General features: G+C 59.2%; 22 protein-coding genes and 3 pseudogenes. 9 read left to right on the forward strand and 16 right to left on the reverse strand.

The features are described from left to right. Positions 1 to 11: 11 nt before the first annotated feature. On the forward strand, positions 12 to 899 hold the full coding sequence (gene cyoE / locus E3W21_RS00795) for a heme o synthase (RefSeq protein WP_095132943.1): 888 nt from the start codon (positions 12 to 14) through the stop codon (positions 897 to 899). 278 nt (positions 900 to 1,177) lie between these two features. Here the strand turns inward: cyoE and E3W21_RS00800 are convergent. Continuing rightward, a pseudogene (locus E3W21_RS00800) lies at positions 1,178 to 1,870 on the reverse strand (aminotransferase class I/II-fold pyridoxal phosphate-dependent enzyme); the annotation flags it as partial. 280 nt (positions 1,871 to 2,150) lie between these two features. Here E3W21_RS00800 and E3W21_RS00805 point away from each other — a divergent pair. Together E3W21_RS00805 and E3W21_RS00810 are read left to right on the forward strand one after the other, a co-directional pair. After that, a pseudogene (locus E3W21_RS00805) lies at positions 2,151 to 2,428 on the forward strand (DUF3077 domain-containing protein). Positions 2,429 to 2,613: 185 nt separating this feature from the next. Continuing rightward, complete coding sequence (locus E3W21_RS00810; RefSeq protein ID WP_129445070.1) at positions 2,614 to 3,108, forward strand: RidA family protein; 495 nt, start codon at positions 2,614 to 2,616, stop codon at positions 3,106 to 3,108. Between the two features lie 74 nt (positions 3,109 to 3,182). Here E3W21_RS00810 and E3W21_RS00815 read toward each other — a convergent pair whose 3' ends face one another. The 4 genes from E3W21_RS00815 to E3W21_RS00830 form a co-directional block, all read right to left on the reverse strand. Continuing rightward, positions 3,183 to 3,887 carry a hypothetical protein gene (locus tag E3W21_RS00815; RefSeq protein WP_134417229.1) on the reverse strand — a complete coding sequence of 235 codons (705 nt, stop codon included), beginning with the start codon at positions 3,885 to 3,887 and terminating at the stop codon, positions 3,183 to 3,185. Between the two features lie 137 nt (positions 3,888 to 4,024). Then, positions 4,025 to 4,540 carry a hypothetical protein gene (locus E3W21_RS00820; protein ID WP_134417231.1) on the reverse strand — a complete coding sequence of 172 codons (516 nt, stop codon included), beginning with the start codon at positions 4,538 to 4,540 and terminating at the stop codon, positions 4,025 to 4,027. A gap of 64 nt (positions 4,541 to 4,604) precedes the next feature. After that, complete coding sequence (locus E3W21_RS00825; RefSeq protein ID WP_134417233.1) at positions 4,605 to 6,122, reverse strand: HAMP domain-containing sensor histidine kinase; 1,518 nt, start codon at positions 6,120 to 6,122, stop codon at positions 4,605 to 4,607. Continuing rightward, on the reverse strand, positions 6,119 to 6,835 hold the full coding sequence (locus tag E3W21_RS00830) for a response regulator transcription factor (protein WP_123365373.1): 717 nt from the start codon (positions 6,833 to 6,835) through the stop codon (positions 6,119 to 6,121). Before E3W21_RS00830 ends, E3W21_RS00825 begins: the two co-directional genes overlap by 4 nt. Positions 6,836 to 6,986: 151 nt before the next feature. Here E3W21_RS00830 and msrB point away from each other — a divergent pair, with 151 nt between their 5' ends. From msrB to msrA, 3 genes are read left to right on the forward strand one after another with little or no spacing between them, the layout of a single operon-like run. Beyond that, complete coding sequence (msrB, locus tag E3W21_RS00835) at positions 6,987 to 7,505, forward strand: peptide-methionine (R)-S-oxide reductase MsrB (protein ID WP_134417235.1); 519 nt, start codon at positions 6,987 to 6,989, stop codon at positions 7,503 to 7,505. 42 nt (positions 7,506 to 7,547) lie between these two features. Continuing rightward, complete coding sequence (locus tag E3W21_RS00840) at positions 7,548 to 9,323, forward strand: cytochrome c biogenesis protein DipZ (protein ID WP_134417237.1); 1,776 nt, start codon at positions 7,548 to 7,550, stop codon at positions 9,321 to 9,323. 31 nt (positions 9,324 to 9,354) lie between these two features. Beyond that, on the forward strand, positions 9,355 to 10,062 hold the full coding sequence (gene msrA / locus E3W21_RS00845) for a peptide-methionine (S)-S-oxide reductase MsrA (protein WP_129438249.1): 708 nt from the start codon (positions 9,355 to 9,357) through the stop codon (positions 10,060 to 10,062). A 19-nt stretch (positions 10,063 to 10,081) separates the two neighbouring features. Here the strand turns inward: msrA and E3W21_RS00850 are convergent, their stop codons facing one another. Next, positions 10,082 to 11,095 (reverse strand): sensor domain-containing diguanylate cyclase, encoded by a 1,014-nt coding sequence (locus E3W21_RS00850; RefSeq protein WP_134417239.1) that lies wholly within the window; start codon positions 11,093 to 11,095, stop codon positions 10,082 to 10,084. A gap of 75 nt (positions 11,096 to 11,170) precedes the next feature. Beyond that, positions 11,171 to 12,076 (reverse strand): LysR family transcriptional regulator, encoded by a 906-nt coding sequence (locus E3W21_RS00855; RefSeq protein WP_056743154.1) that lies wholly within the window; start codon positions 12,074 to 12,076, stop codon positions 11,171 to 11,173. A gap of 102 nt (positions 12,077 to 12,178) precedes the next feature. Between E3W21_RS00855 and E3W21_RS00860 the strand changes: the two genes are divergently transcribed. Next, positions 12,179 to 13,354: an aspartate aminotransferase family protein gene (locus tag E3W21_RS00860; RefSeq protein ID WP_134417241.1), complete on the forward strand. Its 1,176-nt coding sequence runs from the start codon at positions 12,179 to 12,181 to the stop codon at positions 13,352 to 13,354. Positions 13,355 to 13,473: 119 nt separating this feature from the next. Here E3W21_RS00860 and E3W21_RS00865 read toward each other — a convergent pair whose 3' ends face one another. The 9 genes and pseudogenes from E3W21_RS00865 to E3W21_RS00905 all read right to left on the reverse strand — a co-directional run bounded on the left by E3W21_RS00865 (position 13,474) and on the right by E3W21_RS00905 (position 23,126). Further along, positions 13,474 to 13,671 (reverse strand): hypothetical protein, encoded by a 198-nt coding sequence (locus E3W21_RS00865; protein ID WP_134417243.1) that lies wholly within the window; start codon positions 13,669 to 13,671, stop codon positions 13,474 to 13,476. A gap of 102 nt (positions 13,672 to 13,773) precedes the next feature. Further along, positions 13,774 to 14,219 (reverse strand): annotated as a pseudogene (locus E3W21_RS00870) (bleomycin resistance protein). Positions 14,220 to 14,243: 24 nt separating this feature from the next. Then, positions 14,244 to 14,747 carry an adenylate kinase gene (locus tag E3W21_RS00875; RefSeq protein ID WP_134417245.1) on the reverse strand — a complete coding sequence of 168 codons (504 nt, stop codon included), beginning with the start codon at positions 14,745 to 14,747 and terminating at the stop codon, positions 14,244 to 14,246. A 46-nt stretch (positions 14,748 to 14,793) separates the two neighbouring features. Next, entirely contained in the window at positions 14,794 to 16,716 is a 1,923-nt protein-coding gene (locus E3W21_RS00880; protein ID WP_134417247.1) for an alkaline phosphatase D family protein, read from the reverse strand. A gap of 246 nt (positions 16,717 to 16,962) precedes the next feature. After that, positions 16,963 to 17,184, reverse strand: a complete 222-nt coding sequence (locus tag E3W21_RS00885; RefSeq protein WP_134417249.1) for a formate dehydrogenase subunit delta — start codon at positions 17,182 to 17,184, stop codon at positions 16,963 to 16,965. Then, entirely contained in the window at positions 17,181 to 20,063 is a 2,883-nt protein-coding gene (gene fdhF, locus E3W21_RS00890; RefSeq protein WP_134417251.1) for a formate dehydrogenase subunit alpha, read from the reverse strand. Before fdhF ends, E3W21_RS00885 begins: the two co-directional genes overlap by 4 nt. Then, positions 20,060 to 21,622 (reverse strand): NADH-quinone oxidoreductase subunit NuoF, encoded by a 1,563-nt coding sequence (locus tag E3W21_RS00895; RefSeq protein WP_178084122.1) that lies wholly within the window; start codon positions 21,620 to 21,622, stop codon positions 20,060 to 20,062. The genes fdhF and E3W21_RS00895 overlap by 4 nt, the downstream gene beginning before the upstream one ends. Then, positions 21,619 to 22,095, reverse strand: a complete 477-nt coding sequence (locus tag E3W21_RS00900; RefSeq protein WP_123365388.1) for a formate dehydrogenase subunit gamma — start codon at positions 22,093 to 22,095, stop codon at positions 21,619 to 21,621. The genes E3W21_RS00895 and E3W21_RS00900 overlap by 4 nt, the downstream gene beginning before the upstream one ends. A gap of 719 nt (positions 22,096 to 22,814) precedes the next feature. Further along, on the reverse strand, positions 22,815 to 23,126 hold the full coding sequence (locus tag E3W21_RS00905; RefSeq protein WP_134417255.1) for a DUF3077 domain-containing protein: 312 nt from the start codon (positions 23,124 to 23,126) through the stop codon (positions 22,815 to 22,817). A gap of 656 nt (positions 23,127 to 23,782) precedes the next feature. Between E3W21_RS00905 and E3W21_RS00910 the strand changes: the two genes are divergently transcribed. Together E3W21_RS00910 and E3W21_RS00915 are read left to right on the forward strand one after the other, a co-directional pair. After that, on the forward strand, positions 23,783 to 24,919 hold the full coding sequence (locus tag E3W21_RS00910) for an ImmA/IrrE family metallo-endopeptidase (protein ID WP_134417257.1): 1,137 nt from the start codon (positions 23,783 to 23,785) through the stop codon (positions 24,917 to 24,919). After that, complete coding sequence (locus E3W21_RS00915; protein WP_129438229.1) at positions 24,916 to 25,413, forward strand: DUF4411 family protein; 498 nt, start codon at positions 24,916 to 24,918, stop codon at positions 25,411 to 25,413. Before E3W21_RS00910 ends, E3W21_RS00915 begins: the two co-directional genes overlap by 4 nt. Positions 25,414 to 25,522: the final 109 nt, after the last annotated feature.

Consider the following 25,522-nt stretch of genomic DNA (forward strand, 5'->3'; position numbering starts at 1 on the left):
GGAAAGTCCGGATGTCCTTTAAGCACTTTATCCAAATCACCAAACCGGGGATCATTTTCGGTAACGTGCTTTCTGTGGCGGGCGGATTTTTCCTGGCCTCGAAAGGGCATGTCGATCTGGCCATTTTCCTGGCCGCCATGATCGGCACGTCGCTGGTGGTGGCTTCCGGTTGCGTGTTCAACAACTGCATCGACCGCGACATCGACCTGAAGATGGAACGCACAAAAAACCGGGCGCTGGTCCAGGGCTTGATCTCCCTGAAACTGGCCCTGGCTTTTGCGACCGTCCTGGGTGTTTTCGGCGTTGCACTGTTGTACAAAGTGGCCAACCCATTGGCCGCTTTGTTCGCGGTGATTGGCTTTGTCATCTACGTCGGTTTCTACAGCCTGTACCTCAAGCGCAAGTCGGTTCACGGCACGCTGGTGGGCAGTCTGTCGGGCGCCATGCCGCCGGTGATTGGCTACGTCGCGGTGACGAACAGCTTCGACATGGCCGCACTGACGTTGCTGGTGATGTTCAGCCTGTGGCAGATGCCGCATTCCTACGCCATCGCGATCTTCCGCTTCAACGATTACCTGGCCGCATCGATTCCGGTGTTGCCAGTGAAGCGCGGGATTCAGGTCGCCAAGAAGCACATCCTGCTCTACATCCTGGCCTTCCTGGTCGCGACCCTGATGCTGACCTTCAGCGGCTACGCCGGCATGAGCTACCTCGCCGTCGCCGCGGCCATGGGCATGTACTGGTTGTACATGGCCTGGACCGGTTACAAGGCAGTGGATGACACGGTCTGGGCACGCAAGCTGTTCGTGTTCTCGATCTTCACCATTACCGCGTTGAGCGTGATGATGTCGCTGGACTTTAAAGTGCCGAGTGAGCTGTTGCTGACTTACGCGCCTTAAGGTTTCGATGCCGAAAAGAAAAGCCCCGCCTTCGAGAGAAGTGCGGGGCTTTTTGTTGGGGATTGTCTGGTGGACCGTGTCGCCGCTTTCGCGAGCAAGCCCGCTCCCACATTAGTTTGGCGCCGGTCACAAAAGTGCTGGCAACGCCGATCAAATGTGGGAGCGGGCTTGCTCGCGAAGGCCTCACCGCGGTGTATCAAGAATGCTCAGCTATCAAGCAACCGAAAAAACCGTTCCCGCACCTGGGTGTTATCGCTGTGCGCCACGTTGAAACTGCCCCGGTGGATGGTGATGACGTTGGCACCATGCAAGGCCAGATTGGTGTGCATGGTGAAGTAACACGGATCGTCGAGCAGCACCGTGTCGCCGGGCTTGACCAGCAAGCGCATCAGGATGTCGATGGCCTGCACGGTGTTGGCCGTGGTGATGATCTGGTCCACCGGCACTTCGATGCCCAAGGCCGACAGCTTGACCCGCAACGCCTCGCGTAGCGGCAGGTAACCGCCGGCGACGCCGTATTCGCCCATGCGAAGGGAGGTTGCGCGCAACGTGCCACGCACGGTTTTAAGCAACTCTTCAGCCGGCAGCCACGAGGACGGCAGGAAACCGGCCCCAGGGCGCAGCGCGCCATTGTCCAGCAGCACCGCGCGGCGGACCACGCTGAGCGTGTCTTGAGGTTGCAGGTCCGGGCCGGCATCGGTCTTGATCGGGGTGCTGGAACGGTGCACGTAATGCCCCGAGCCCTGGCGTGAAACCACCAAACCCTTGGCCCGCAAGCGGTCCAGAGCATCCACCACCGTGGATTTGCCCACGTTCATCAACTCGGAGAGTTCGCGGATTGACGGTAGTTTGGTCCCGTGAGACAGCCCGCCCTGGCTGATCGCCACCGACAACTGATCGACGATCTGCTGGACCAGCGGCACGCCAGGCTGGAACTCGATGGTGGCGATGACTGCGCGTTGAATCTGAATTTTACTGGTCTCTCCGGCAATAAAGTTCGTTCGATTCTATACAAACTTGCTCTGATCAAGACGGACGTTTCTCACTACCATCGGCTTACAGGTATTGCGGAATGTTAGTGCTTTAAGCCCTTCAAACCGTTGCTTTCCGCTCTGTGACCGGGTTAGTGAATCCGGTCGCAAAATCGCTACTAAAAGGAGTTCCCAAAATGTACGCAATCGATACGTTCGAAACTTGCACCTCAGATCCAAAGGTAATAACCCACCTCCGTCCAATCACAGGAGGTGCCCAATGACCAATCCCCAAGACCTAACAACCATTGGCCTCACCCCCTTTCCTATCACGCTAACAAACCACTATTCCGCATAAACGCCGGCGTCCCGGTGATTCAAGCCCTCTCCCACGCCTCTGATCTGCTCCACGTCGCCAAACACCTTGCATCAGACGCCGCCATGGTTCGCGATACAGACCGCCATGCCTGGGCGTCGCATTTTTTGCAGGATATGAGCAAAGCGATCATCGATGACGTGCTAAAGGTGCTCGACGCACCGGGTAGCAACCGCGCGTGAACAAAAAAAGCCCCGCACTTCTTTCGAGGGCGGGGCATTCAGGTGTTCGCTCGTCAGTTCAATCGTTTTGGAATCTAAGGGACATCAATTTGATCCAAGCTGATTTTCATAGGCCGGCCCCCGAATCGAGATCTTTGGGCTAATCTGTCAAAAAAATGGATCCAATTTTTGATCGAGGGGGAGAGATGACTGAACACATGACCTGTGATGAACGATTCATCGCGCTGGCAAAAGAGCTCGGTTACGACATCTACGGTGAGAATACGGCCGGCGGGCATTACGCGCTGTTGGTGCGGCATCACGATCAGCTTTATATCAGCGGTCTGGTGCCGCGGATGAATGGTGAAATTCAGTATCCGGGCAGGGTAGGCCTGGATCTGACGCTGGCAGATGCACAGAGCGCTGCCAGCATCAGTGCGTTGCGCGGTCTGGCATTGATTGTTGATTCCATCGGTTCGCTGGACAAAATCAAGTCGCTATTGCGCGTCACGGTATACATAAAGTCCACCGCGGACTTTGTCGATTTGAGCGAAGTGGCCAACGGTGCGTCGGACGTTTTCAGTCATGTACTGGGCGATGCCGGTAAACATACACGAACCACGATCGGCGTTTATCAACTGCCGAAAGACGCAGCCATTGAAGTTGACATGATCGTGGCGATACGGCCATCAACGCTCTAACGATGAACCTGCTGGCAATAGAAAGGCCCGCGTTGAATCTCAGTGCGGGCCTTTTCAGTCATCGATGGTGTGTGTTACTGCGCGGCGATGCTGTAGCCATCGAACGCGGTTTGCTGCTGAAGCGCGGTGATGATGTTCTTGCGGTTAACCGCTTGTTCGGCCCCGGCATTGTCCAGGAACGTCTCGCTTTCCAGTTCCGCTTCTTCGCCTTCACCGACGAAGGTGAAACCCAGGAACTCCAGCGCTTCACGGTCAACGTTCAGTCGCGAACGCGGGGTGCGCAGCGGCAGCGTCACGCTGATCCCGTCTTTGCTGATGATGAACACTTCGACATCTTTCTTGGCGCGAGCAGCCTTGCTTTTGCCACTACTCGGGTTGCTGATGGCCTGGTGGGTCTGGTTCAGCACTTTCAGTGCGAGGCCATAGACCAATTCCTGAAATGCCGGGTCGTCCTTGAAACTGGAGAGAATCCGGCTGATCGGGAATTTGCTGCTCAAGTCTTCCAGGGCTGCGATGTCGGCAGCCTCGGCGTCCTTGAGCTGCTTGAGTTCGCCCATCAAATCGTAGGCTTTATCGTCGTCGAAGCTGTCGTGAGCCTGGCGAATCGCGGCGCGCAGCTCGCGGATCTGGTCGCTTTCCCGGGTGGACTGGAAAGCGTCCAGGACCATCTCGCTGATGGTCTTGGCCTGGGGCACGTGCTGTGAAAGATTGATGGAGTTTTCGTATTCCGCTTTGGACGACAAGGTGACTACGGATTCAGCGGTATTGGAATCGGACATTGAAATTTCACTACTTCTTTTAACTTGGGTTGAGGCGAGAAAGCACAGGGCCTTTTCAGGCCGCCTAATCTATTGGACCGAGGCGGCGTTGTCACGGATGAACAGGCGGCGGGTCATCATTTTTGGCACAGCGGCTTTTAACTGGCGGCTAGCGGGGGGCGTTTTGCCTGAAGTGTCAGCAGCAGCCGGTAAAACGTCAACGCCCGACCGCTGATCAGTCCACAGACAAAACCGGAAGCTGACGCCTTGAGCAGCAACATTTCAAGGGTGGTGGCCATTTCCGGGTGAACGTCATCCTGGTAGCCGAAGTAATAGTTCACCGCAAAAAACAGCAGATAGAGCACCAAGGTTTTTAGCGTGCCCGGTACGACCAGGCCGGTTTGCGGATCATCCAGCTCAATGCCCTTGCGTGGGAAAATCAGCAGCGCCGCGAGGCTGCCCAGGATGACGGCGGCCAACCAGCAACTGACCGATAGCTGCGGATTCAGCGTCAGGTTCAGCGAATAGAGTGACCAGCCCAGCAATATCGGCGCTGTGACGAGCAATGAAGTTTTGCTTTCACGGGTCGGGGACAGGGCTTTGACACCGTGGTAGCACAGCAGCAGAAAAATCGCGTAAACCCACAATGGGGTATTTTGCAGGGTGTTGAGCATTGTGCAGCGTCCTTGCCGAAATGGGTGCCAGGATATTAGCCGTTGCTGTAGCCCAGGCAGTCGACTATTTCCCCAGCGTATTCAGATTCATCGACCGAACCGCCAATTGCTCAGCCGTTTGCTGGTCCACCGGCAACGAAAAGCGGAAGGTCGCGCCGCGGCCGGGAACGTCAATCAGCTGGATCTCGCGGCCGTGCAATTGCAGGATCCGGTGCACGATCCGCAACCCCAGTCCACCGTCACGCCGTGCGCCGCCAATGTTGAACGGGCGCAGGAACAGACCTTCGCGCAGTTCGGCAGTGATGCCGGGGCCGGTGTCGCTGACGGTGACTTCAATAAAAGGTCCTTGACGGCGCAGGCTGAGCTCGATTTCTCCCCCTTGCGGGGTGTGGCGCAGGGCGTTGTCGAACAGGTTGGTGAGCACCCGCTCGATCAACCCAAGGTCGGCGCAGGCCGCTGAAACATTGGGTGCAAAGGTGGCCTTGAGTTCGACGTGACGCGCCTCGGCCGTCAGTTCGAATTTCTGGAAAATGTCCTGCACCAGATCGGTCAGCGAAAAACGTTCCAGCACCGGTTGCACGAAACCATGTTCCAGGCGCACAAGTTCCAGTAGCGATTGCGCCAGTCCACCCACCTTGCGGCTTTGATCCAGTGCGATGCCCAGGTAACGGCGGCGATCGGCGGGTGACAACGTGGCGTCCTTGAGCGACAAGGTTTCCAGGTAACCGTGCAGCGAGGCGAGAGGCGTGCGCAGGTCGTGGGAGATGTTAGCCACCAGTTCGCGGCGTTCCTGATCCTGGCGGGTCAATGAACGCCATTGCTCACCGAGGCGAGCTTGCATCTGCCGGAAGGCGGCATCGAGTATGGCAATTTCATCGTGGCTGGCGGCTTGTTCCACCGGGACGGATGCCGGCGGCGTTACCGGAGTGCCATCAATGTCGAAGCGGCTGACAGTTTCGGTCAAACGGCGCAAAGGTCGGGTGATGAGGGCGAATGCCGTGAGACCGGCAATCAGGCACAGCAACGCCACCAGCCCGATGGACAACAGCGCGGTATTCAGGGCGGCGCTGGTGGCGCCGCGTTCGGCGAAGCGGTCGTGCTCTTCGCTGAGCAGCACCACATAGAGATAGCCCACCGATTTGCCGTTGACCTGTAATGGCGCGGCGCTGAACACTTTGCGGCCATCAATGCTGCGCGGATCGTCGCCGAGAATCGGCAGGGCATCGCCCTTGAGCAGGCGCTGGATCGGCGCCAGATCGACCCGCTCCCGGTGTATCCGACCCTCGGGCGCAGCACTGCCGACAATCCGGCCCTCGGTGTCGAGCAGATAGACCTCGACACTGGGATTTACCAGCATCAGTTGACTGAACAGGTCGCGCACGGCGTCGGGCATCAGGCCTTTGGAGTCCATCAGCACGGTGTCATGGGCGATGTGCCGGGCCAGATCCCGCGACAACCCTTGCACCACTTCCAGCTCATGCATCTGGTTGGACCGCACCTGCAACCAGGCCGACGTGCCGCAGCACACGAGCAGCAACACGGCGAACACCAGAGACAGGCGTTGAGTCAGGGTCAGTCTCACGGCTGCTCCTCCCTGGCCGCGAATTTGTAGCCGCGTCCCCACACGGTGAGGATGCGCGCGGGTTGCGCCGGATCGGCCTCGATCTTTGCCCGCAGGCGGTTGATGTGAGTGTTGACGGTGTGCTCGTAGCCTTCATGGCTGTAACCCCAGACGGCGTTGAGTAGGTCCATGCGCGAGAACACTTTGCCGGGCTGACGGGCGAAGAAATACAACAGGTCGAACTCCCGTGGCGTGAGGTCGAGGCGGCGACCGTCAAGGGACACATCGCGCGTGATCGGGTCGATGGAGAGACCGTCCGTGATCAGGCTGCCGGCGTCCATTTTCAGGTTGCGGGCCATGGCGTCGACCCGTCGCAACAGCGCTTTGACCCGGGCCACCAGCTCGAGCATCGAGAAGGGTTTGGCCAGGTAATCGTCGGCGCCGAGTTCGAGCCCGAGAATCCGGTGCACTTCGCTGGAGCGCGCGCTGGTAATGATGATCGGTGTGTAGCGGGCCATGGCGCGGGCCCTGCGGCAGATTTCCAGGCCGTCGACGCCGGGCAGCATCAGGTCGAGGATCAGTGCGTCCCAGCTTCCTTGCTGCAGCAGTCGCATGCCTTCATCGCCATCGGCGCAGTGCACCACCTCGAACTGCTCATCGCGTAGATGCAGGCAGATAAGGTCGGCGATATGCAGGTCGTCCTCGACCACGAGGACGCGTTTGGTCTGTTCCATCAAGCTCAATCCTTCGGCGCAATGAGCGCATTGTGCGGGTTTTCCGGGGCCGGAGTTATCACGAATTATTTAACTCTCCGTGAGGATTTGGCGATCAACCCAAGCCTAGGCTGTGTTCCATGACAGGCACCTGGAATTTTCGGAGACGACCATGATTTCACGGCGACAGTTTCTCGTAGCAAGCGGCGGGCTAGGCGCTGCAGCCCTGGTCATCGGTGTATTGCCAAAATTTGCCGCGAGCTCTGCACTGGTCAGTGATGCCAGCGCGGCAGAGGTGTTCGAGGTGACTCACAGCGACAACGAATGGCGCGCCATGCTCAGCGCCGAGCAGTACGAAATCCTGCGCGAAGAGGGCACCGAACGGGCCTACAGCAGCCCGCTGAACAACCAGCACCGTGAAGGTACGTTTGCCTGTGCCGGTTGCGACCTGCCGTTGTTTTCTTCCGCGACCAAGTTCGACAGCCGCACCGGTTGGCCGAGTTTCTGGGCACCGCTGGACAAGGCTGTGGCCACTCGTCAGGACCGTTCCTTCGGGGTGCTGCGCGAAGAAGTCCACTGCCGGCGTTGTGGCGGTCATCTGGGCCATGTCTTCGACGATGGGCCCAAACCCACCGGCCTGCGTTACTGCATGAACGGCCTGGCGATGACTTTTGTGCCGAAGACAGCTTGATCCGCGGGTACTCCCTTTCACTCATTTTTGCAGGTCGACGTTATGTGGCTTCTAGTCCTCGCTTATCTCGGTGGTGTGTTGACGATTGTCAGCCCGTGCATCCTGCCGGTACTGCCCTTTGTCTTCGCTCGCACAGGGCAGCCGTTCATGAAGAGCGGGTTGCCGCTATTGGCGGGAATGGCGCTGACCTTTGCGCTCGTCGCCTCGTTGGCGGCGGTGGGTGGCGGTTGGGTGGTGCAAGTCAATCAGTACGGTCGCTGGCTCGCGTTGCTGTTCGTTGCACTGTTCGGGCTGACGCTGTTGCTGCCGCGACTGGCCGAGCGCCTGACGCGGCCACTGGTGGCAGCGGGCAGCCGGTTGTCGGAAGCCGCGGGCGCCGATGCCCGGCCGCGTCCCGGCGCTTCGTTCCTGATCGGCGTCGCCACGGGCCTGCTCTGGGCTCCGTGTGCCGGGCCGATTCTGGGGCTGTTGCTGACCGGAGCCGCGCTGCAAGGGGCAAGCATCGCAACCACCTTGTTGTTGCTGGCCTACGCCGCGGGTACCGCAACTTCCCTCGCGGTGGCGCTGCTGCTGGGCGGTAAAGTCTTCGCGGCGATGAAGCGTTCCATCGGCGCTGGCGAGTGGCTGCGTCGAGGCCTGGGCGCCGCGATGCTAGCCGGTGTCGCGGCGATTGCCCTGGGGCTCGACACCGGGATCCTGGCGCGGGTTTCGACGGCGTCCACCGGCGGTATCGAGCAGGCTTTGGTTGGACGGCTGGCCGGAAAATCACCGAACGGTAGCGGGGCGATGATGGCGCAGGTTCCGGCCTCGGGAAGTGCAATGAAAGTGGCTGACAAAGCGCCGGGCGCACTGCCGATTGAAGGCAACCTTCCATCGCTGGACGGCGCGGTGCAATGGCTCAACTCGCCACCGCTCACAGTGCAGGCCTTGAAGGGCAAAGTCGTGCTGGTGGATTTCTGGACTTACTCCTGCATCAACTGTCTGCGCACACTGCCGTATGTGAAGGCTTGGGCCGAGAAGTACCGCGATCAGGGATTGGTGGTGATTGGCGTCCATGCGCCCGAGTTTGCTTTCGAACGAGACGTAGGCAATGTCACCAAAGCGATGAAGGACCTGGGCATCAACTACCCAGTGGCCATCGATAATGACTTCAAGATCTGGCGAGCTTTCAACAACGAATACTGGCCGGCTCACTATTTTGCCGACGCTCAGGGTCGCATTCGTTATCACCACTTTGGCGAAGGCGAGTACGCCGAATCGGAGCGGGTGATCCAGCAACTGCTGCGCGAAGCAGGTGCCGTGAAGGTCGCGGACGGTCTGATCAATGCCAGCGCCGAGGGTGTTCAACTGGCCCCGGACATGAACGAAGTGCAATCACCGGAAACCTATGTCGGCTACCAGCGTGCCGAGCATTTCGTGCCTGAAACCAGCCTGGTGCCGGACAAGGTGTCGGCCTATAGCGCTCCATCGCAATTAGCACTCAACGACTGGAGCCTGGACGGTCAATGGAATGTCGGCTCGGAGCGGGCGACTTCAAGCGGCCCGGCCAGTCGCATCGTCTACCGCTTCCATGCCCGCGATCTGCACCTGGTGCTGGGGCCTGGCACTCACGGTAAACCGGTGCGTTTCAAAGTGTTGATTGACGGAAAAGCCCCCGGCGAAGACCACGGTACCGACGTGGCGCCCGACGGCAGCGGCAGCGTGACTGAACAACGCTTGTACCAGTTGGTGCGCCAATCCGGTGGCGTGACGGATCGGATTTTCAGCATCGAGTTTCTCGATCCCGAAGTGTCGGCGTATGCGTTTACGTTCGGTTGATCGTCATTCCATTCATTCAGGAATCAGTCTCATGAAAACCCTATTCACCTGGCGCCGCACCCTGTTGGGCCTGGCCGCTGCCGGCGTCATCGGCCAATGCCTGGCGTTCTCTTTCGGTGCGGCGGAAGACGCGGTCATCATTCCTCCACCCACCCTCGACGAAACCACCCAGGCCGACAGCGAAAAGGCGGTCTTCGCCGGCGGTTGCTTCTGGGGCGTCCAAGGTGTGTTCCAGCATGTCAAAGGAGTGAAGAAAGCGGTCTCCGGTTACGCCGGCGGTGCAGTCAACACCGCTCAGTACGAACGGGTCAGCAATGGCGATACCGGTCATGCGGAATCCGTCGAAGTCACCTTCGACCCCCGTCAGGTCAGCTACGGCACCTTGCTGCAAATCTACTTTTCGGTGGCTCACAATCCTACCGAACTCAACCGTCAGGGACCTGACCGCGGCACTCAGTATCGCTCGGCGCTTTTCCCGGAAAACAGCGAACAGCAGCGTATCGCTCAGGCCTACATCGCCCAGCTCGACGCCGCCCATTCGTTCAACAAACCCATTGTCACCAAGTTGGAGACCTACAACGGTTTTTACCCGGCCGAGGAGGAACATCAAGACTTTCTGACCGAGCACCCGACCTATCCCTACATCGTGATCAACGATCTACCGAAGGTCGCGCAGTTGAAAAAGCTGTATGCGGATCGGTATCAGGAGAAACCGGTGTTGGTGAAGGCGGGGATGTGAGAAGTGAAGGGCATAGCCCTTACCCCGAAATCACATTCTTGCCCGCGATCTTCGACCGATACAGCGCCTGATCAGACCTGGCCAGCAACCCGGTCTGTTGTTCTTCTTCAAAGCGCTGAACCACGCCAAAACTCATGGTCACTTGAAAGTCCCCCACGGGTAGCAGGCTTGCGAGGCCATGGCGGATACGTTCAGCGAGGGCCCGGGCATCGACGAATGGTGTATTGGGCAGGATCAGGATGAACTCATCGCCGCCCCAACGCGCGAGCAGATCGCCCTCGCGTACGCAGTGCTTCACGCTATCGATCACCTGCACCAATGCCGCATCACCCAGCGCGTGGCCGTAGTGATCGTTGATGTTCTTGAAGTCGTCGATGTCCATCGCAATCAGCGACAGCGGTTGTCGAAAGCGCTGGGCGCGTTCGCATTCCTGGGGCAGGACTTTTTCCAGAAGATAGCGATTGGCGATTGAGGTCAGTGTGTCGGTTTCCGCCAGTTTGCGGTTTTCTTCGAGTTGGATTTGCAGTTGCTGATTGACGCGAGACAACTCTCGGGTGCGTTCTTCAACGATCGCTTCAAGTGATTGGTTGCGCCGTTCAAGCGCTTCATACAGGCGCTTCTTGTCTTCGATGCTGCGGTGCGCGCCGACCATCCGCGCCACCGAACCGTCGGCATTGCGTGCCAGTACGTAGCCACGGTCTTCGATCCAGGTATAGCTGCCATCCTGCATGCGGCAGCGATACTCGGCCTGATAGCCGGGGGCGCACTGATTCAGGTAGTCGTCGAACAGCGCCATGACCTGCTGGTAATCGTCGGGATGGATCACGTTTTCCCAGGTCAACACGTTGTTATCCAGGGAATGAGGCGGGTAGCCGAGCATCTCGTACCACCCGGGGTTGCGATAGACGAACCCGGTGTTGGCATTCCAGTCCCAGATGCCGTCGCTGACCAGTTCCAGAATGGTGTGCAGCATGTCTTCGTTCAAATCCGACAGATTGAACTTCAACGGCTCGATATTCGACGCTTCACTCATCTCCGCACTCCCTGCCGCCCTGATATCTAAGTGACCCGCCTGTCGAGGAGATTAGTGCATGGGGTATTCGGTCGGCTAGTGCTTGCCCCATCTCTGCAAGGCAAAGTCGACGAAACTACGCAGTTTTGGCAAACGGTAGCGATCCTGGGCATACATCAGGTTCATCGGTCGGCTCGGCGGCAGGTAATTCTGCATCAATGCCACCAGTTTTCCGTCCTTGAGATCTTGCTCCATCAACGCATCAGGCAACACCACGATGCCCATACCGGTTCGCGCCGCTTGATGCAGTCCTGCCGAACTGTTGATCAACATCGGTCCATTGACCGCGACCGCCACTTCTCCCTCGGGGCCGGTCAGGCGCCAATGTTTTTCCACCGACTGCCAGTCATCCCCGGCTGGATAGGCAAAGGATAGACAGTCGTGGTGTTGCAGATCATCAGGTTTCTGCGGTGTGCCTTTGCGCGCCAGGTACTCCGGTGATGCACACATGGTCAGGCTGTAGTCGAGGAGTGGACGGGCGATCAGGTGGGCCTCCTCGGTATTGCCCAGGCGAAATGCCACGTCGAAACCGTTTTCGAGCAGGTCCGGACGGCGATTGGTGAGGACCACATCCAATTTGACGCGTGGACACAGCAGGGCGAATTCACTCAGGGCGGGTGCCAGTTTTTCGGTGCCGAACGTCAGCGGTGCGGTGATGCGCAAGGTGCCGCTCGGTTCATCGAGAGCCTGCTCGGCCAAGCGTTCGGAATCGGCGACCAGCCCCAGCACTTCGAGGCAACGCTGGTAATAAGCGGTGCCGAATTCCGTTAACCGCTGGCGTCGCGTCGTACGGTTGAGCAGGCGCACACCCAGGCGTTGCTCCAACGCCCGCAGGTGATTGCCGACCATGGTGGTGGACATTTCGCACTGCAACGCGGCGGCGGTCATGCTGCCGGTTTCCACCACTTTGACGTAAACGGTCATTGCCTGGAACAAATCCATTATCAAACCCAGCTTTAAAATGATTGAAGTGTTGCAGCGTTTATCTAGCTCAGGTGGCTAACCATACTGCAAAAACACCGACCGTTGATGGAGCTTGATGTCATGACCGCCGCCTGCCTGATGACCACTTACCAACCCTTGGCCTTGAGTTTCAGCAAGGGCCTGGGCACACGCCTGTGGGATCAGGCCGGTCGTGAATACCTGGACGCGGTGGCGGGCGTGGCGGTGACCAATGTGGGCCACTCCCACCCCAGAATCGTCTCCGCCATCAGTGAACAGGCTGGTCTGTTGCTGCACACCTCCAATCTTTACAGCATCGACTGGCAACAGCGGCTGGCGCAGAAACTGACCCGGTTGGCGGGCATGGAGCGGGCGTTCTTCAACAACTCCGGTGCTGAAGCCAACGAGACCGCGCTGAAACTTGCACGGTTGTACGGTTGGCACAAAGGCATCGAACAACCGCTGGTGGTGGTCATGGAAAACGCTTTCCACGGCCGGACGCTCGGCACCTTGTCCGCCAGCGACGGCCCGGCGGTGCGCCTGGGTTTCAACGAGTTGCCGGGGGACTTCGTCAAAGTGCCGTTCGGCGACCTCAAGGCGTTGGACAAGGTGCAGCAAGCCCACGGCCCGCGCATCGTGGCGATCCTGATGGAACCGATTCAGGGGGAAAGCGGTGTCCAAATGGCCCCGCCCGGTTACCTGAAAGCCATTCGCGAACTCTGCACTCGCCGCTCGTGGCTGCTGATGCTCGACGAAATCCAGACTGGCATCGGCCGCACCGGCCAGTGGTTTGCCTTTCAGCACGAAGGCATCGTTCCGGACGTCATGACCCTGGCCAAGGGCCTGGGCAACGGTATTCCCATCGGCGCCTGCCTGGCTCGGGGCAAAGCCGCCGACCTCTTCACCCCCGGCAGTCACGGCAGCACTTTCGGCGGCAATCCACTGGCCTGCCGCGTGGGTTGCACGGTGCTGGAAATCATTGAAGAACAAGGGCTGCTGGAAAACGCCAAACTTCAGGGCCAGCGTTTGCTGGCCAGATTGCGCATTGAATTGGCGGACGACCCGAACATCCTGGAGATCCGCGGCCAGGGCTTAATGATCGGCATCGAACTCAAACAGCCGATTCGCGACCTGACCCTCATCGTCGCACGGGATCACGGCTTGCTGATCAACGTGACACGGGGCAAAACCATTCGCTTGCTGCCGCCGCTGACGATTGATGAGCGGGAAGTGGAGATGATTGTCAGAGGGGTTTGCCGGGCGGTGAAAGCGGCCTGAAATCCCTAGGACTCACGCAAGCCTTTCGTAGGAGCTGCCGAAGGCAGCGATCTTTTGATCTTCAGCGATTTCAGCTCCGGCCAGAATCAAGATCAAAAGATCGCAGCCTTTGGCAGCTCCTATAGGATCGGCGTTTCCGTCGGTGTAATTGGCTTGCCGATACTGGTTGTTCCTGTCCTCAAAGTAGCGATCGACTTGAGCAAACGTTTCGCATTGGCTTTCGAACTCAAAAGGTAAGCGGTTTCATCACTTGCTTTGAAGTTGGCAGCAGAGCCTTTTCCAAAGTGATTGCTATCTGATTGTTGTGTGGTTTGCATCGTGTTCTCCGCATTTGACAGACGCTCAGTATCCATCGACTTACCAAAAGACGTTTCCGTGATCGATGTAATCCCGATCCGAATAACAAGCCATCTCTTGGCTCAGTGGCTGCCTGACGCGTACGGCCGCTCGCCCAAACTCTCCACCAATCGGACCAGATAACCGTCCGGGTCCTGCACCAGAAATTCGCGTTGGCCGACTTCCACTGCATCCGCGCGATACCAGACATCGGCGCAGGGACGAAACAGCGGCCATTCAAATTTGGCCAGGCGCTGGAGTATCGGTTCGACGACATCAACTGTGATTTGAAAGTTTATGCCTCGACCATACGGCCATACGGCGCTTGCAGTGCGCCGGTTACCCACTGACCTTCGGCCGGGTCGTATTGCTCCAGCATGATTTGAACACCGTTTTGATCGAGGTAGGCAAATCCGACTTCGGGGCGTTCATAGGCGATTTGTAAACCGATCAGGGAGGTCCAGAAGTGAAGACTTTTCTTGATGTCCGTGACCATTAATTCGGGGACTAATTTGCTCCGTGCAAACATACGTATCCTGGTAAACAGTGTGAGTTAGTTGGCTTGTAACACGGTGTTCGCGAATGTCGTGATTTCGGCTCGATCCGTGAGTTTGAGTTTCGAACCGCCAAACCCTTCGAACAGACGCTGATGCGCGGCAAATCCACTGGACTCTTCGCGCGTACGATAGCTGCCGGCCCAGTCGAGCAATGCAATCAACAACTCGTCATTCTTGTCCCGCAGCGCCTCTCGCTGACGAATATTGGCGACACATTCCTCATCTTCAACACACAGCCAGATCAGTGTTGTCGCCCGGGGCAAGAGTTCGCTGATGATCCAGCCGTAAACGCCTTCGATAACCCAGCGCTCTTCACTGGCCACCACCCGTGCAATGCCCAACGCCTCGGCACGGGGGCGGGCGATGCTGTGTTCGTCGGACAACCAGTGAATCGAATCGAGATCGACCCACGGCAGTTGAAGGTACTTGGCCAGTCGTTCGGCCAGCCAGCTTTTGCCGGAACCGGAATTGCCGATGATCAGGGTTCGGGTGAGGTTCATGAGCAACACCAATCATGTAAGGGAGCCGTAAACCGATCGAATGCCTTCAGTCGTCATTCTCAGGCGCAACCATCCGCGTCTTCGGCGAACCGTTCGAGTTGTGCTGATAGATCTCCTGCGGCTGTCCTTTTTCATTAAAGAACACTTGCCCGATCCCCGCCGAATTCCACAGCCGTTCACCCGCTTCAGCATGTTCCGGGACATGCGGAACAATGCGCATTCGCCGGCGTTTGGTCAGCCAGTTCAGTGGCGAGCGGGGCGAGTAGAGCCAGCGGTTGAGGCGGTCGAACCACTCGAGCAGGGCGGGCGGGAATTCGTTTTTGATGCCGCTGCTGGTGATCTGCCAGATGCGCGGGCCGGCCTTGCGGTGTCGGATCAGTACTTCGTAGACGAAGGAATAATGCACATCGCCTGACAGCACCACGTAATTACCGGGTGTACGCGAGTGTCGGAAAATGTTCAGGATCACCTGGGCCGCGCCGCGATGGGCCATCCAGTTTTCGGCGTCCACCAGGAGGGGATAACCGCACCAGCTGAAAACGCGCTGCACGGTTTCGATCAGTTTGACGCCGAAGATCGGCGCCGGCGAAACGATGATGGCCGAAGGGTGATCGAGCAGTTCCTGTTGCAGTTCGCTGAGGGCTTCCCAGTCCAGCAAGCCCGAAGGCTGCTTGAGGTTCATCTCGCTGCGCCAGCGCCGGGTGCGGGTGTCGAGCACGACGATGGCCGGGCGGGTGGGCAGCACGTAATGCCAGTTCTGAAACCTCAGCAGTTCGTCAATCAACTCGTCCTGAATGTCACTGTCGAGGTAACGGTCATGCCCGGTCGCGCTCAATCCGCCGGCCTTCTTCAGCACAGCGCCGAACGCATCCGGGTTGTTGCCCCAGCCCTGGCACAGCATATAAGCAATCAGTGCGTTGCCGATGATGCGTCTGGAGAACGGATGGCCGTAGGCCGTTTCCTCCCATTGCGCGGAAAGATTCCAGTCATCGGTAATATCGTGGTCGTCGAAAATCATCAGGCACGGCAGGTGCGCGAGTGCTCGGGCGACGCCTCCAAGCCCGGCCTTGAAGCCGTCGATGCGGGTCTGCTCAAGGGCATAACGCTCGCGTCTTTCAGGTGTCAGTGCCGGTGGCTGCGGGGCGATCAATGTCCAGGGTGTCGGCGACCAGACCAGCAGGTACATGGCCATGACTTCGGCGAACGTCACCAGATGGTTGTCGGCACTGCTGCTGGTGAAAATCGGCTTACGCGCCCCACCGAAAAATCGCTCGCGCAAGGTTTCGTTGCTCTCCAGCGCCGGTAATAAATCCGCACGATGGTAGTAGCTGGCGTGGTGCTCGTAGAGTTTGGCGCTGTCACTGACCACCGCGCCTTCGAGGTGCTCTTCGAACAGCCCCAAGCGCTTGATCAAGGCATGGATGGCTCGCAGCATCGGCCCCGCGACATCGTCGGCGTACACCTGATCGCCGCTCATCATCAACAGCGCCGGACGTTTGTGTGCGTCCGGCTCGGCCTCCAGCAAACGATCGACGCACAGCAAGCCGTCCGGGGCCGGATGGTGGGGTTTGCGGCAGGAGCCGTGCAACAGATGATCGGCCCGTTTACGCAGGACGAAGTTTGGGCAACGGGCGTCGCCGTACAGCAAGTGCGGAGCCCAATCGGCGATGCCTTTGCCAGCGTCGTCAATCAGCAGGTCGTATTCGATTAACGTATCGCAGGGCAGGGCGGCGTCCAGCGACACATCGATCAAATGAACAAAGGCCTGGGAGCCCACCGCAATGACCGTGCACTGACTCGCGTCGAGGTGGATAGCGTCGCGATCTTGCAGGCGCAACCTCAGCGACAATGCCCGCGACCCCACCAGCCACATCACCAGCCGCGTGGGCTCCAGACGCCGCAACAGCGGCCCGACCAGGACCGGTGGCAGTGAGTGTTGATCATCAGGTAATGGCGAAGACATAGACATGCAGGTTCAAGACACCGGGCGCAGAGGAGCGGGCGATGATAGCGCAGCTGGCGTAAAGGCATGGTTGTGGGAGCGAGCTTGCTCGCGATGGCGGCGCTACATTCAACATCAATGCAGACTGAACTGCCGCTATCGTCGGAACGCCGCCCGGAGCAAGCTCGCTCCCACAGGTTGCGGTGTTTACCCCCTTAACTGACCGGTATTAGCCCCTTCGCCCAAGGGGCAATTCCAAGGGGTCGTGTGAACCTAAGCCTCCCAGCCCGCCCCACTGACCGCAGCCTGCGCCAGTGGGTGCAAGTCTGCCCCCTGATGCTCCGTCTGCCAGGCCAGCAATTCCTTGCGCATGTCGGGCGTCCAGTACATCTGCAGGTGATTACGCACGCCGAGCACGGCCTGTTGCTGATCCGGTTGGCTGGCGAAGTACTGGGCGATCTGGTTGGCCATTTTGATCAGATTTTCAGTGCTCATCGGCGTACCTCGGCTTTAGTGCCACGCGCCTGACGGCGTTCGTTGAGCAGACGGTGCTGGTTGTCGCTGAACTCCTGATAGCGTTTTTGCCACTCGGAAGGGTGGTAGACGCGGCTGACTTCCACGGCCGTGACCTTGTACTCCGGACAGTTGGTGGCCCAGTCGGAGTTGTCGGTAGTGATGACGTTGGCGCCCGATTCCGGGAAGTGGAACGTGGTGTACACCACGCCCGGGGCGACCCGTTCGGTGACCCGCGCACGCAGTACGGTCTGTCCGGCGCGGCTGCCGATGCCGACCCAGTCACCTTCGTTGATGCCACGGCTTTCGGCGTCGGTGGGGTGGATTTCCAGGCGGTCTTCATCGTGCCAGGCGACGTTGTCGGTACGCCGTGTCTGGGCGCCGACGTTGTACTGGCTGAGGATGCGCCCGGTAGTCAGCAGAAGCGGATAGCGATTGTTGACCTTTTCCTCGGTGGGTACGTAGCCGGTGAGCATGAAGCGCCCCTTGCCGCGCACGAATTCCTCGATGTGCATGGTCGGCGTGCCGTCCGGTGCCGCGGCGTTGCACGGCCATTGCAGGCTGCCGTGGCGGTCCAGTTCGGTGTAGCTGACGTTGGTGAAGGTCGGCGTGAGGCTGGCGATTTCATCCATGATTTCCGACGGGTGCGTGTAGTTCATTGGGTAGCCCAGGGCGTTGGCCAGGGCCACCGTGCCTTCCCAGTCGGCCTTGCCGCCCAGAGGCTCCATGACTTTGCGCACCCGGGAGATGCGTCGTTCGGCGTTGGTGAAGGTGCCGTCTTTTTCCAGGAACGAGCAGCCCGGCAGGAACACGTGGGCGAACTTGGCGGTTTCGTTGAGGAAAATGTCCTGCACCACGATGCATTCCATGGCGGACAGGGCTGCGGTGACGTGTTGGGTATTCGGGTCGCTCTGGGCGATGTCCTCGCCCTGGCAATACAGGCCCTTGAAGCTGCCGCTGAGGGCGGCTTCGAACATGTTGGGGATGCGCAGGCCCGGGTCGGGTTGCAGGGTGACATTCCAGGCCTGTTCGAACTGCGTCCGTACCACCTCGTTGGAGATGTGTCGGTAGCCGGGCAACTCATGGGGGAAGGAACCCATGTCGCAGGAGCCCTGAACGTTGTTCTGACCACGCAGCGGGTTCACGCCCACGCCTTCGCGGCCGATGTTGCCGGTGGCCATGGCCAGGTTGGCGATGCCCATGACCGCGGTGCTGCCCTGGCTGTGTTCGGTGACGCCCAGGCCGTAGTAGATCGCCGCGTTGCCTCCCGTGGCATACAAACGGGCGGCGGCGCGGATGTCGGCGGGTTCTACGCCGCAGATGGCGCCAAGGACTTCCGGCGAGTTTTCCGCGCGGCTGACGAACTCGCGCCAGTGGGCGAATTCGTTATCCTCGCAACGGGCGTCGATAAAGGCTTGGTTCAACAGGCCTTCGGTGACGATGACGTGGGCCAGGGCGTTGAGCATGGCGACGTTGGTGCCCGGGCGCAGGGCCAGGTGCAGTTCGGCGCGGGCATGCACCGAGTCCACCAGATCAATGCGTCGCGGATCGATGACAATCAGCCGCGCGCCTTCACGCAGGCGACGTTTGAGCTGGGAGGCGAACACCGGGTGGGCGTCGCTCGGGTTGGCGCCCATCACCAGGATCACGTCGGCCTGCATCACCGAGTCGAAACTCTGGGTGCCGGCGGACTCGCCAAGGGTTTGTTTCAGGCCATAGCCGGTCGGCGAGTGGCAAACCCGCGCACAGGTGTCGACGTTGTTGTTGCCGAACGCGGCGCGCACCAGTTTTTGCACCAGGTAGGTTTCTTCGTTGGTGCAACGACTGGAGGTGATGCCACCAATGGAATCGCGTCCGTATTTTTGCTGCAGCCGACGGAATTCGCTGGCGGCGTAGGTCACCGCTTCATCCCAGCTGACTTCCTGCCAGGGATCGTTGATGTGTTTGCGGATCATCGGCTTGGTGATGCGATCCGGGTGGGTCGCGTAGCCCCAGGCAAAGCGTCCTTTGACGCAGGAGTGGCCGTGGTTGGCCTGGCCGTTCTTGTCGGGAACCATGCGCACCAGCTGGTCGCCTTTCATCTCGGCGCGGAACGAGCAGCCCACGCCGCAATAGGCGCAAGTGGTGATCACGCTGCGTTCGGGCTGCCCCAGTTCGACCACGCTTTTTTCCATCAGCGTCGCGGTAGGGCAGGCTTGCACACAGGCGCCGCAGGACACGCATTCTGACTCGAGGAAGTTATCGCCACCGGCAGCCGCGACCCGGGATTCAAACCCGCGTCCGGTGATGGTCAGGGCAAACGTGCCTTGGGTTTCTTCACAGGCGCGCACGCAGCGGTTGCAGACGATGCACTTGCTCGGGTCGTAATCGAAATACGGGTTGGAAGTGTCCTTCAGGTCGGCCAGATGGTTGTCGCCTTCATAGCCGTAGCGCACCTCCCGCAGGCCGACTTGGCCGGCGACGGTTTGCAGCTCGCAATTGCCGTTCGCGGAGCAGGTCAGGCAATCCAGCGGGTGATCGGAGATGTACAGTTCCATGACATTGCGGCGCAGGGTCGCGAGTTTCGGCGTCTGGGTGTGTACGCTCATGCCTTTTGTGACCGGCGTGGTGCAGGACGCCGGATAACCGCGCATGCCATCGATCTCCACCAGGCACATGCGGCAGGAGCCGAAGGCTTCCAGGCTGTCGGTGGCGCACAGTTTGGGAATGGTGGTGCCCAGCAGCGCGGCGGCGCGCATCACCGAGGTGCCTTCGGGCACGCTGATGCTGCGGCCGTCGATGTTCAGGGTCACCTGCACGTCGCTGTCGCGGGCCGGGGTGCCTAAGTCGATATCGGTGTTCGGGTCGAAGAGGGTGATCATTGGTCGGCCTCCGAGGATTGCAGACCGAAGTCGGCGGGGAAGTGCTTGAGGGCGCTGGCTACCGGAAAGGAGACCATGCCGCCCAACGCGCACAGCGAACCGTATTGCAGGGTGTCGCACAGGTCCTTGAGGATGATCACCTGCTCATCGCGACCACTCTGGTCAGGCGCGGCCAGCAGGCGGTCGATCACCTCCACGCCCCGGGTCGAGCCGATGCGGCACGGGGTGCATTTGCCACAGGATTCCTCAGCGCAGAACTGCATGGCGAAGCGCGCCATGTGGGCCATGTCCAGGCTGTCGTCAGCCACCACCACACCACCGTGACCGAGCATCGCGCCGATGGCGGCGAACGCCTCGTAATCCAGCGGCGTGTCGAATTGCGACGGCGGCACCCAGGCACCGAGCGGGCCGCCGACCTGCGCGGCCTTCAGCGGCCGGCCACTGGCGGTGCCACCGCCGTAGTCTTCCACCAGTTCCCGCAGGGTCAGGCCAAAGGCCCGTTCCACCAGGCCGCCGTGACGAATATTGCCCGCCAGTTGGAAGGGCATGGTGCCCAGCGAGCGGCCCATGCCGTAATCGCGATAGAACTGCGCGCCCTTGGCCAGAATCAGCGGCACCGAGGCCAGGGTCAGCACGTTGTGCACCAGCGTCGGCAAACCGAACAGCCCCTTCAACGCGGGGATCGGTGGCTTGGCGCGGACGATCCCGCGCTTGCCTTCCAGCGAGTCCAGCAGCGCAGTTTCTTCACCGCAGATATAAGCGCCGGCCCCGACGCGCACTTCCATATCGAAAGCTAGGCCGCTGCCGCCGACATTGGCGCCCAGATATCCGGCGGTCCGAGCAATGTTCAGCGCCTGGCGCAGTGTGGCCACGGCGTCTGGATATTCCGAGCGCACATAGATGTAGCCGTAACTGGCGCCGACGGTGATGCCGGCAATGGCCATGCCTTCGATCAGCAGGAAGGGGTCGCCTTCCATCAACATGCGATCGGCGAAGGTGCCTGAGTCGCCTTCGTCGGCGTTGCACACAATGTACTTCTGAGCAGCCTGGGTGGCGCGCACCGTGCGCCATTTGATCCCGGCGGGGAAGGCTGCGCCGCCACGGCCACGCAGGCCTGAATCGAACACCGCGGTCGCGGTCTGTTCGCCACCGATGGCGACGGCCCTTTTCAACCCCTCGAAACCGCCGTGATCCCGGTAATCGTCGAGGTAAAGCGGCCGGGTGATGCCGGCGCGGGCAAACAGCAGGCGTTGTTGCGTCTTCAGATAAGGCAATTCCTCCACCAACCCCAAGGCCAGCGGATGAGCAGACGGATCGCCACGCAGGGCTTCGAGCACCGACGGCACATCGGCAGCGGTCAGCGGGCCGAAGCCGATACGGCCTTGTGGGGTGTCCATTTCCAGCAACGGTTCCAGCCAATACAGGCCGCGCGAGCTGGTGCGCTGCAAGTCCAGCGGCAGGTTGTGTTCCTGGGCCTTCGCGGCAAGGGCAACCGCCACTTCGTCGGCACCCACGGCGCGGGCCAGAGAATCACTGGGCAAATAGAGGCGCGGCATCATGCGTCCTCCCGGCAAGCATCAAGCAAAGCATCGAGACGCTCGGCACTGAGCCGCGCATGCACCTGACCATCCAGCTCCAGAGCGGGCGAACAGGCGCAGGCGCCGAGGCAATACACCGGGCGCAAACTGATGCTGCCGTCGGCGCTACTGCCGTGATCGTCCAGTTGCAGGCGTTCGCGCAACTGAGCCGCAAGCTGCTCGGCGCCGCGACTCTTGCAGGACTCGGCCCGGCACAGACGCAGGATATGCCGGGCCGGAGGCGCGGTGCGGAAGTCATGGTAAAAACTGATCACCCCGCGAACCTCGGCCTGACTCAGGTTCAGCGCGTGGGCAATCTCGGGGATGGCGGCATCGGGGATATAACCGATGCCCTCCTGAATCTCATGAAGAATCGGCAACAGTGCGCCAGCAGAGCCCTTGTGGCGCTCCAGCACGCTGTTGACCATAGGCAATTGCAACATCTCATCAGGCATTCAGCATTCCTCACGGTCACGGACAAACCAGAGGGTTGTCGGTCGTCCGGAAGTGTCGGCTGCGGCACTCACACCACGTCACGGTATCGTGGCAATTTCAGGCCGTTGGCCAGGGCACCCTGAGCGGGCATCTTGTTGTGCCCGGCGCGGTCTTTGCCGCACCTCTATAAGGGCATTAAGGCAGCTTGCCACGCTGCTATTGATCGAACTGCACCAAAGCGACGTGTTCGGTTCTGCCTACGACTATCCATTAAGTCTAGATGAGTGGGGTGCGGGCGTTCACTCACCGGCCTAATGCCCTGAGGGCCTGTCGATGGTTGATGTATAGCAAGCATTACAGGTGAGAAACAGCATCAGATCCGTGGGCAATTCAGGGAGCAGATGCGTTGATCTATCCCGCTGTAAACCGAAAGCCATTTCCCCCGAGCCGAATAATAAAAAGCCCCGAAAAAACCGCGGGGCCAAATCCAAAATCCCAATCACCCCACAAAACCCCCTGTGGGAGCGAGCTTGCTCGCGATAGCGCCAGCCTAGCCACCATCAATGCTGAAGATGCCCCGCAATGACAACCCAGCCACCTAGTCGCGCCAAATAATCCCTGTCAGCTCACTGCAACTCCTGTGGGAGCGAGCCTGCTCGCGATAGCGCCAGCCCAGCCAACATAAATGCTGAATCAGCTGCCACCATCGCAAGCTACCCACCCCCACAGGCCTCAAACACTAAGCTTCAGCCTTAGCCCCCGCCCGCTTGGACGCCAACTCATTATCCCGATCCCGATTCAGCACCTTCACCGCATCATCCACCACCGCCTTACTCATCGCCGTCAAATAATGCGCGGCCCAGGCGTGGCGGTCGGTGTCTGTGGCGTAGGCGGCATCTTCGGTTAGCTTCTTGGCGAGGAACAGAAAATCAGAAGCCATGGCCAATGCATCGCCGAGGGGGGCGTTGCGGGTGACATGGAACAGCGCTTGATCCCCGCAGTAGATCGCGGGTGTAAGGCCGATGGTTTTGAGTTCGGGTTGTTCGGTCATTTGCCACCTCCGATGAGGGAGAGGCGGTCGGAGAGGGCATTACGCGATTGGGAATTGCGCTGAGGGAAAAGCCAAATTTCGTACGGATTTGTTCTAGTCATGGGTCAACATCCTTGATTTGAGGAGCTGCCACGAGCCTTCTCACGGGCTTGGGTGACAGCCGTGCGCGGGGTGAGAAACCGGCAATCAAGGCAACCGGTAGACCCGAAGGTCTCCCACGCACAGCCGCCATAAAGCCATATCGCAGACGAAAAAAAACGCCGCGATAGTTTTTTGGGCGCTTTGCGCCTTGATGTTTCGGGCTCTCACACCCGGTCGCTGAATTGGCAGCGACGGTGGGAGGGTATCGTGGAGATCTAGTTCCTGCAACCTTTGGGGCGAGTCGCACCTGTGTCATGAAACGCATTGAAACAGGTCAATACCATCTGACTGTGGGTTACAAATTTGCGCTTCGGGTGGTTGCGGAATTACCCCATAATCGCGCGCTTCTACCGTCGGTAGCGCTGCTTCTCGACTAATCTGTAGCCGCTGCCACCAGACTTTAAATAGCCAAGGAGAAAGGCAATGCCAGATAACCGGATCCAGCGTCATTCGAATGCATCTGTCAAGCATGCCCTCGAACGTTTGCCGGTCCCATCTGATTTGCCTGCGACCCTATGATTCAAGCCGCCTTAGTCAACCCAAGCCTGCTCACGTGGTCCCGTGAGCGTGCGGGTCTCTCCACTGAGCAGGTTGCTAAAAAGCTGCCAGTGAAACCTGATCGGGTAGAGGAATGGGAGGCTGGCGAGACCAAGCCAACATTCCTTCAAGCTCAAAAGTGGGCGAGTCTCGCTCACGTCCCTTTCGGCTTCCTGTTTCTTCAGCAGCCGCCCGTCGAGCAACTGCCTTTACCTGATCTGCGGACCGTCGGAGGGGTTGCTCCTCAACGTCCAAGTCTGGAGCTGTTGGACACTGTCAGGGATTCCATACGTAAGCAGGACTGGTATCTGGAGTATCTGCAACACCAGGAGCATCAGCCGTTAGTATTTGTAGGTCGCTTCAATAGCCGATCTCAAGTCGCAGAGGTGGTGGACGATATCCGCCGGATCCTCGGCGTAAATCCTGACGTTGCTCGATTGGATTACGACAAATACAGCCGTGCCTTGATCGAGGCTGCAGAAGCGGCTGGCATTTTGGTTATGCGCAGTGGCATTGCTCTAGGGAATACTCATCGAAAACTTGAAGTTAGCGAGTTTCGGGGGTTTGCCATCAGTAATGCCTACGTACCCGTTGTATTCGTCAACAGTTCCGACGCCCCCACTGCCCGGCTGTTTACTTTGCTCCACGAACTGGCCCATATCTGGATTGGTAGCAGCGGAGTGTCTGACGGGAACACCGCGAATGGTCGAGACGAGGAACGATTCTGCAATGCAGTAGCAGGTGAGTTTCTTGCTCCCGAAGCCCAATTCCGCGCCCTGTGGGACGCCGATGTTAACTGGGAAGACAATCTAGCTCCGCTGGCGACGCGGTTTCATATCAGTAAATTGGCGATCGGTCGCCGCGCATTGGATCTTGAATATATAAACCAGGCCCAGTACAGCGCTTACTATCGAATAATCCTCAAGGCTTTTCAGGATAAAGAAGGTGGAGCTGGTGACTACTACCGCAACTCCACCGCGAAAAACAGCCCTCGCCTAAGCAAGGCGGTGCTGACTGAAGCAATGAGTGGCCGGATGCTGCTGCGCGATGCGGGACATTTGCTCGGCGTGCAACCTGCCAAGTTAAGGACTCTCGCCAGCAAGATTACGGAATGAATCATTTACTAGACGCTAACACGCTGATCGAAGCAAAGAACCGTTACTACGGCATGAAAATCTGTCCTGGTTTTTGGCAATGGTTATTGCTGAAGAATGAAGCATTAGCTTTAGCCAGCATTGGACCTGTGATGGATGAGCTAACGAAAGGGAATGACGAATTAGCTCAATGGGCGAAGGAGAACGCTGCGTTTTTTCACGTCACTACTGATGACGCCACGCAAGAAGCATTCGCGCAGGTGGTGGGGCTTGTGGCGGATCAGGCGCCGAGAATGAAGATTGGCGCCATGGAAGAGTTCTTAGCGGGGGCAGACCCTTGGTTGATTGCAAAGGCTATGACGACAGGTGCGACTTTAGTGACTCACGAAGTGCTGAATCGCGACGCTAAACGTAAATTCATCATCCCTAATATTTGTGAACAGCTTAACGTTCCGTTTTTGAATACGTTTGAGTTACTGCACAGACTTGAAGCCAGGTTTGTGTTGTTTGCTTAAATGACATCGGGCTGAAATTCGACGCGATTTTGTTAGCTGCGAGGGGATATGCGACGGATATATTTTTCCGTCCAATTTTGGACGGAAAAGGGGGTGGATTTATTTGCCT

Origin of the sequence: Pseudomonas sp. F01002 (assembly GCF_004402115.1) — a bacterium.
GTDB classification, from domain to species: domain Bacteria; phylum Pseudomonadota; class Gammaproteobacteria; order Pseudomonadales; family Pseudomonadaceae; genus Aquipseudomonas; species Aquipseudomonas frigoris.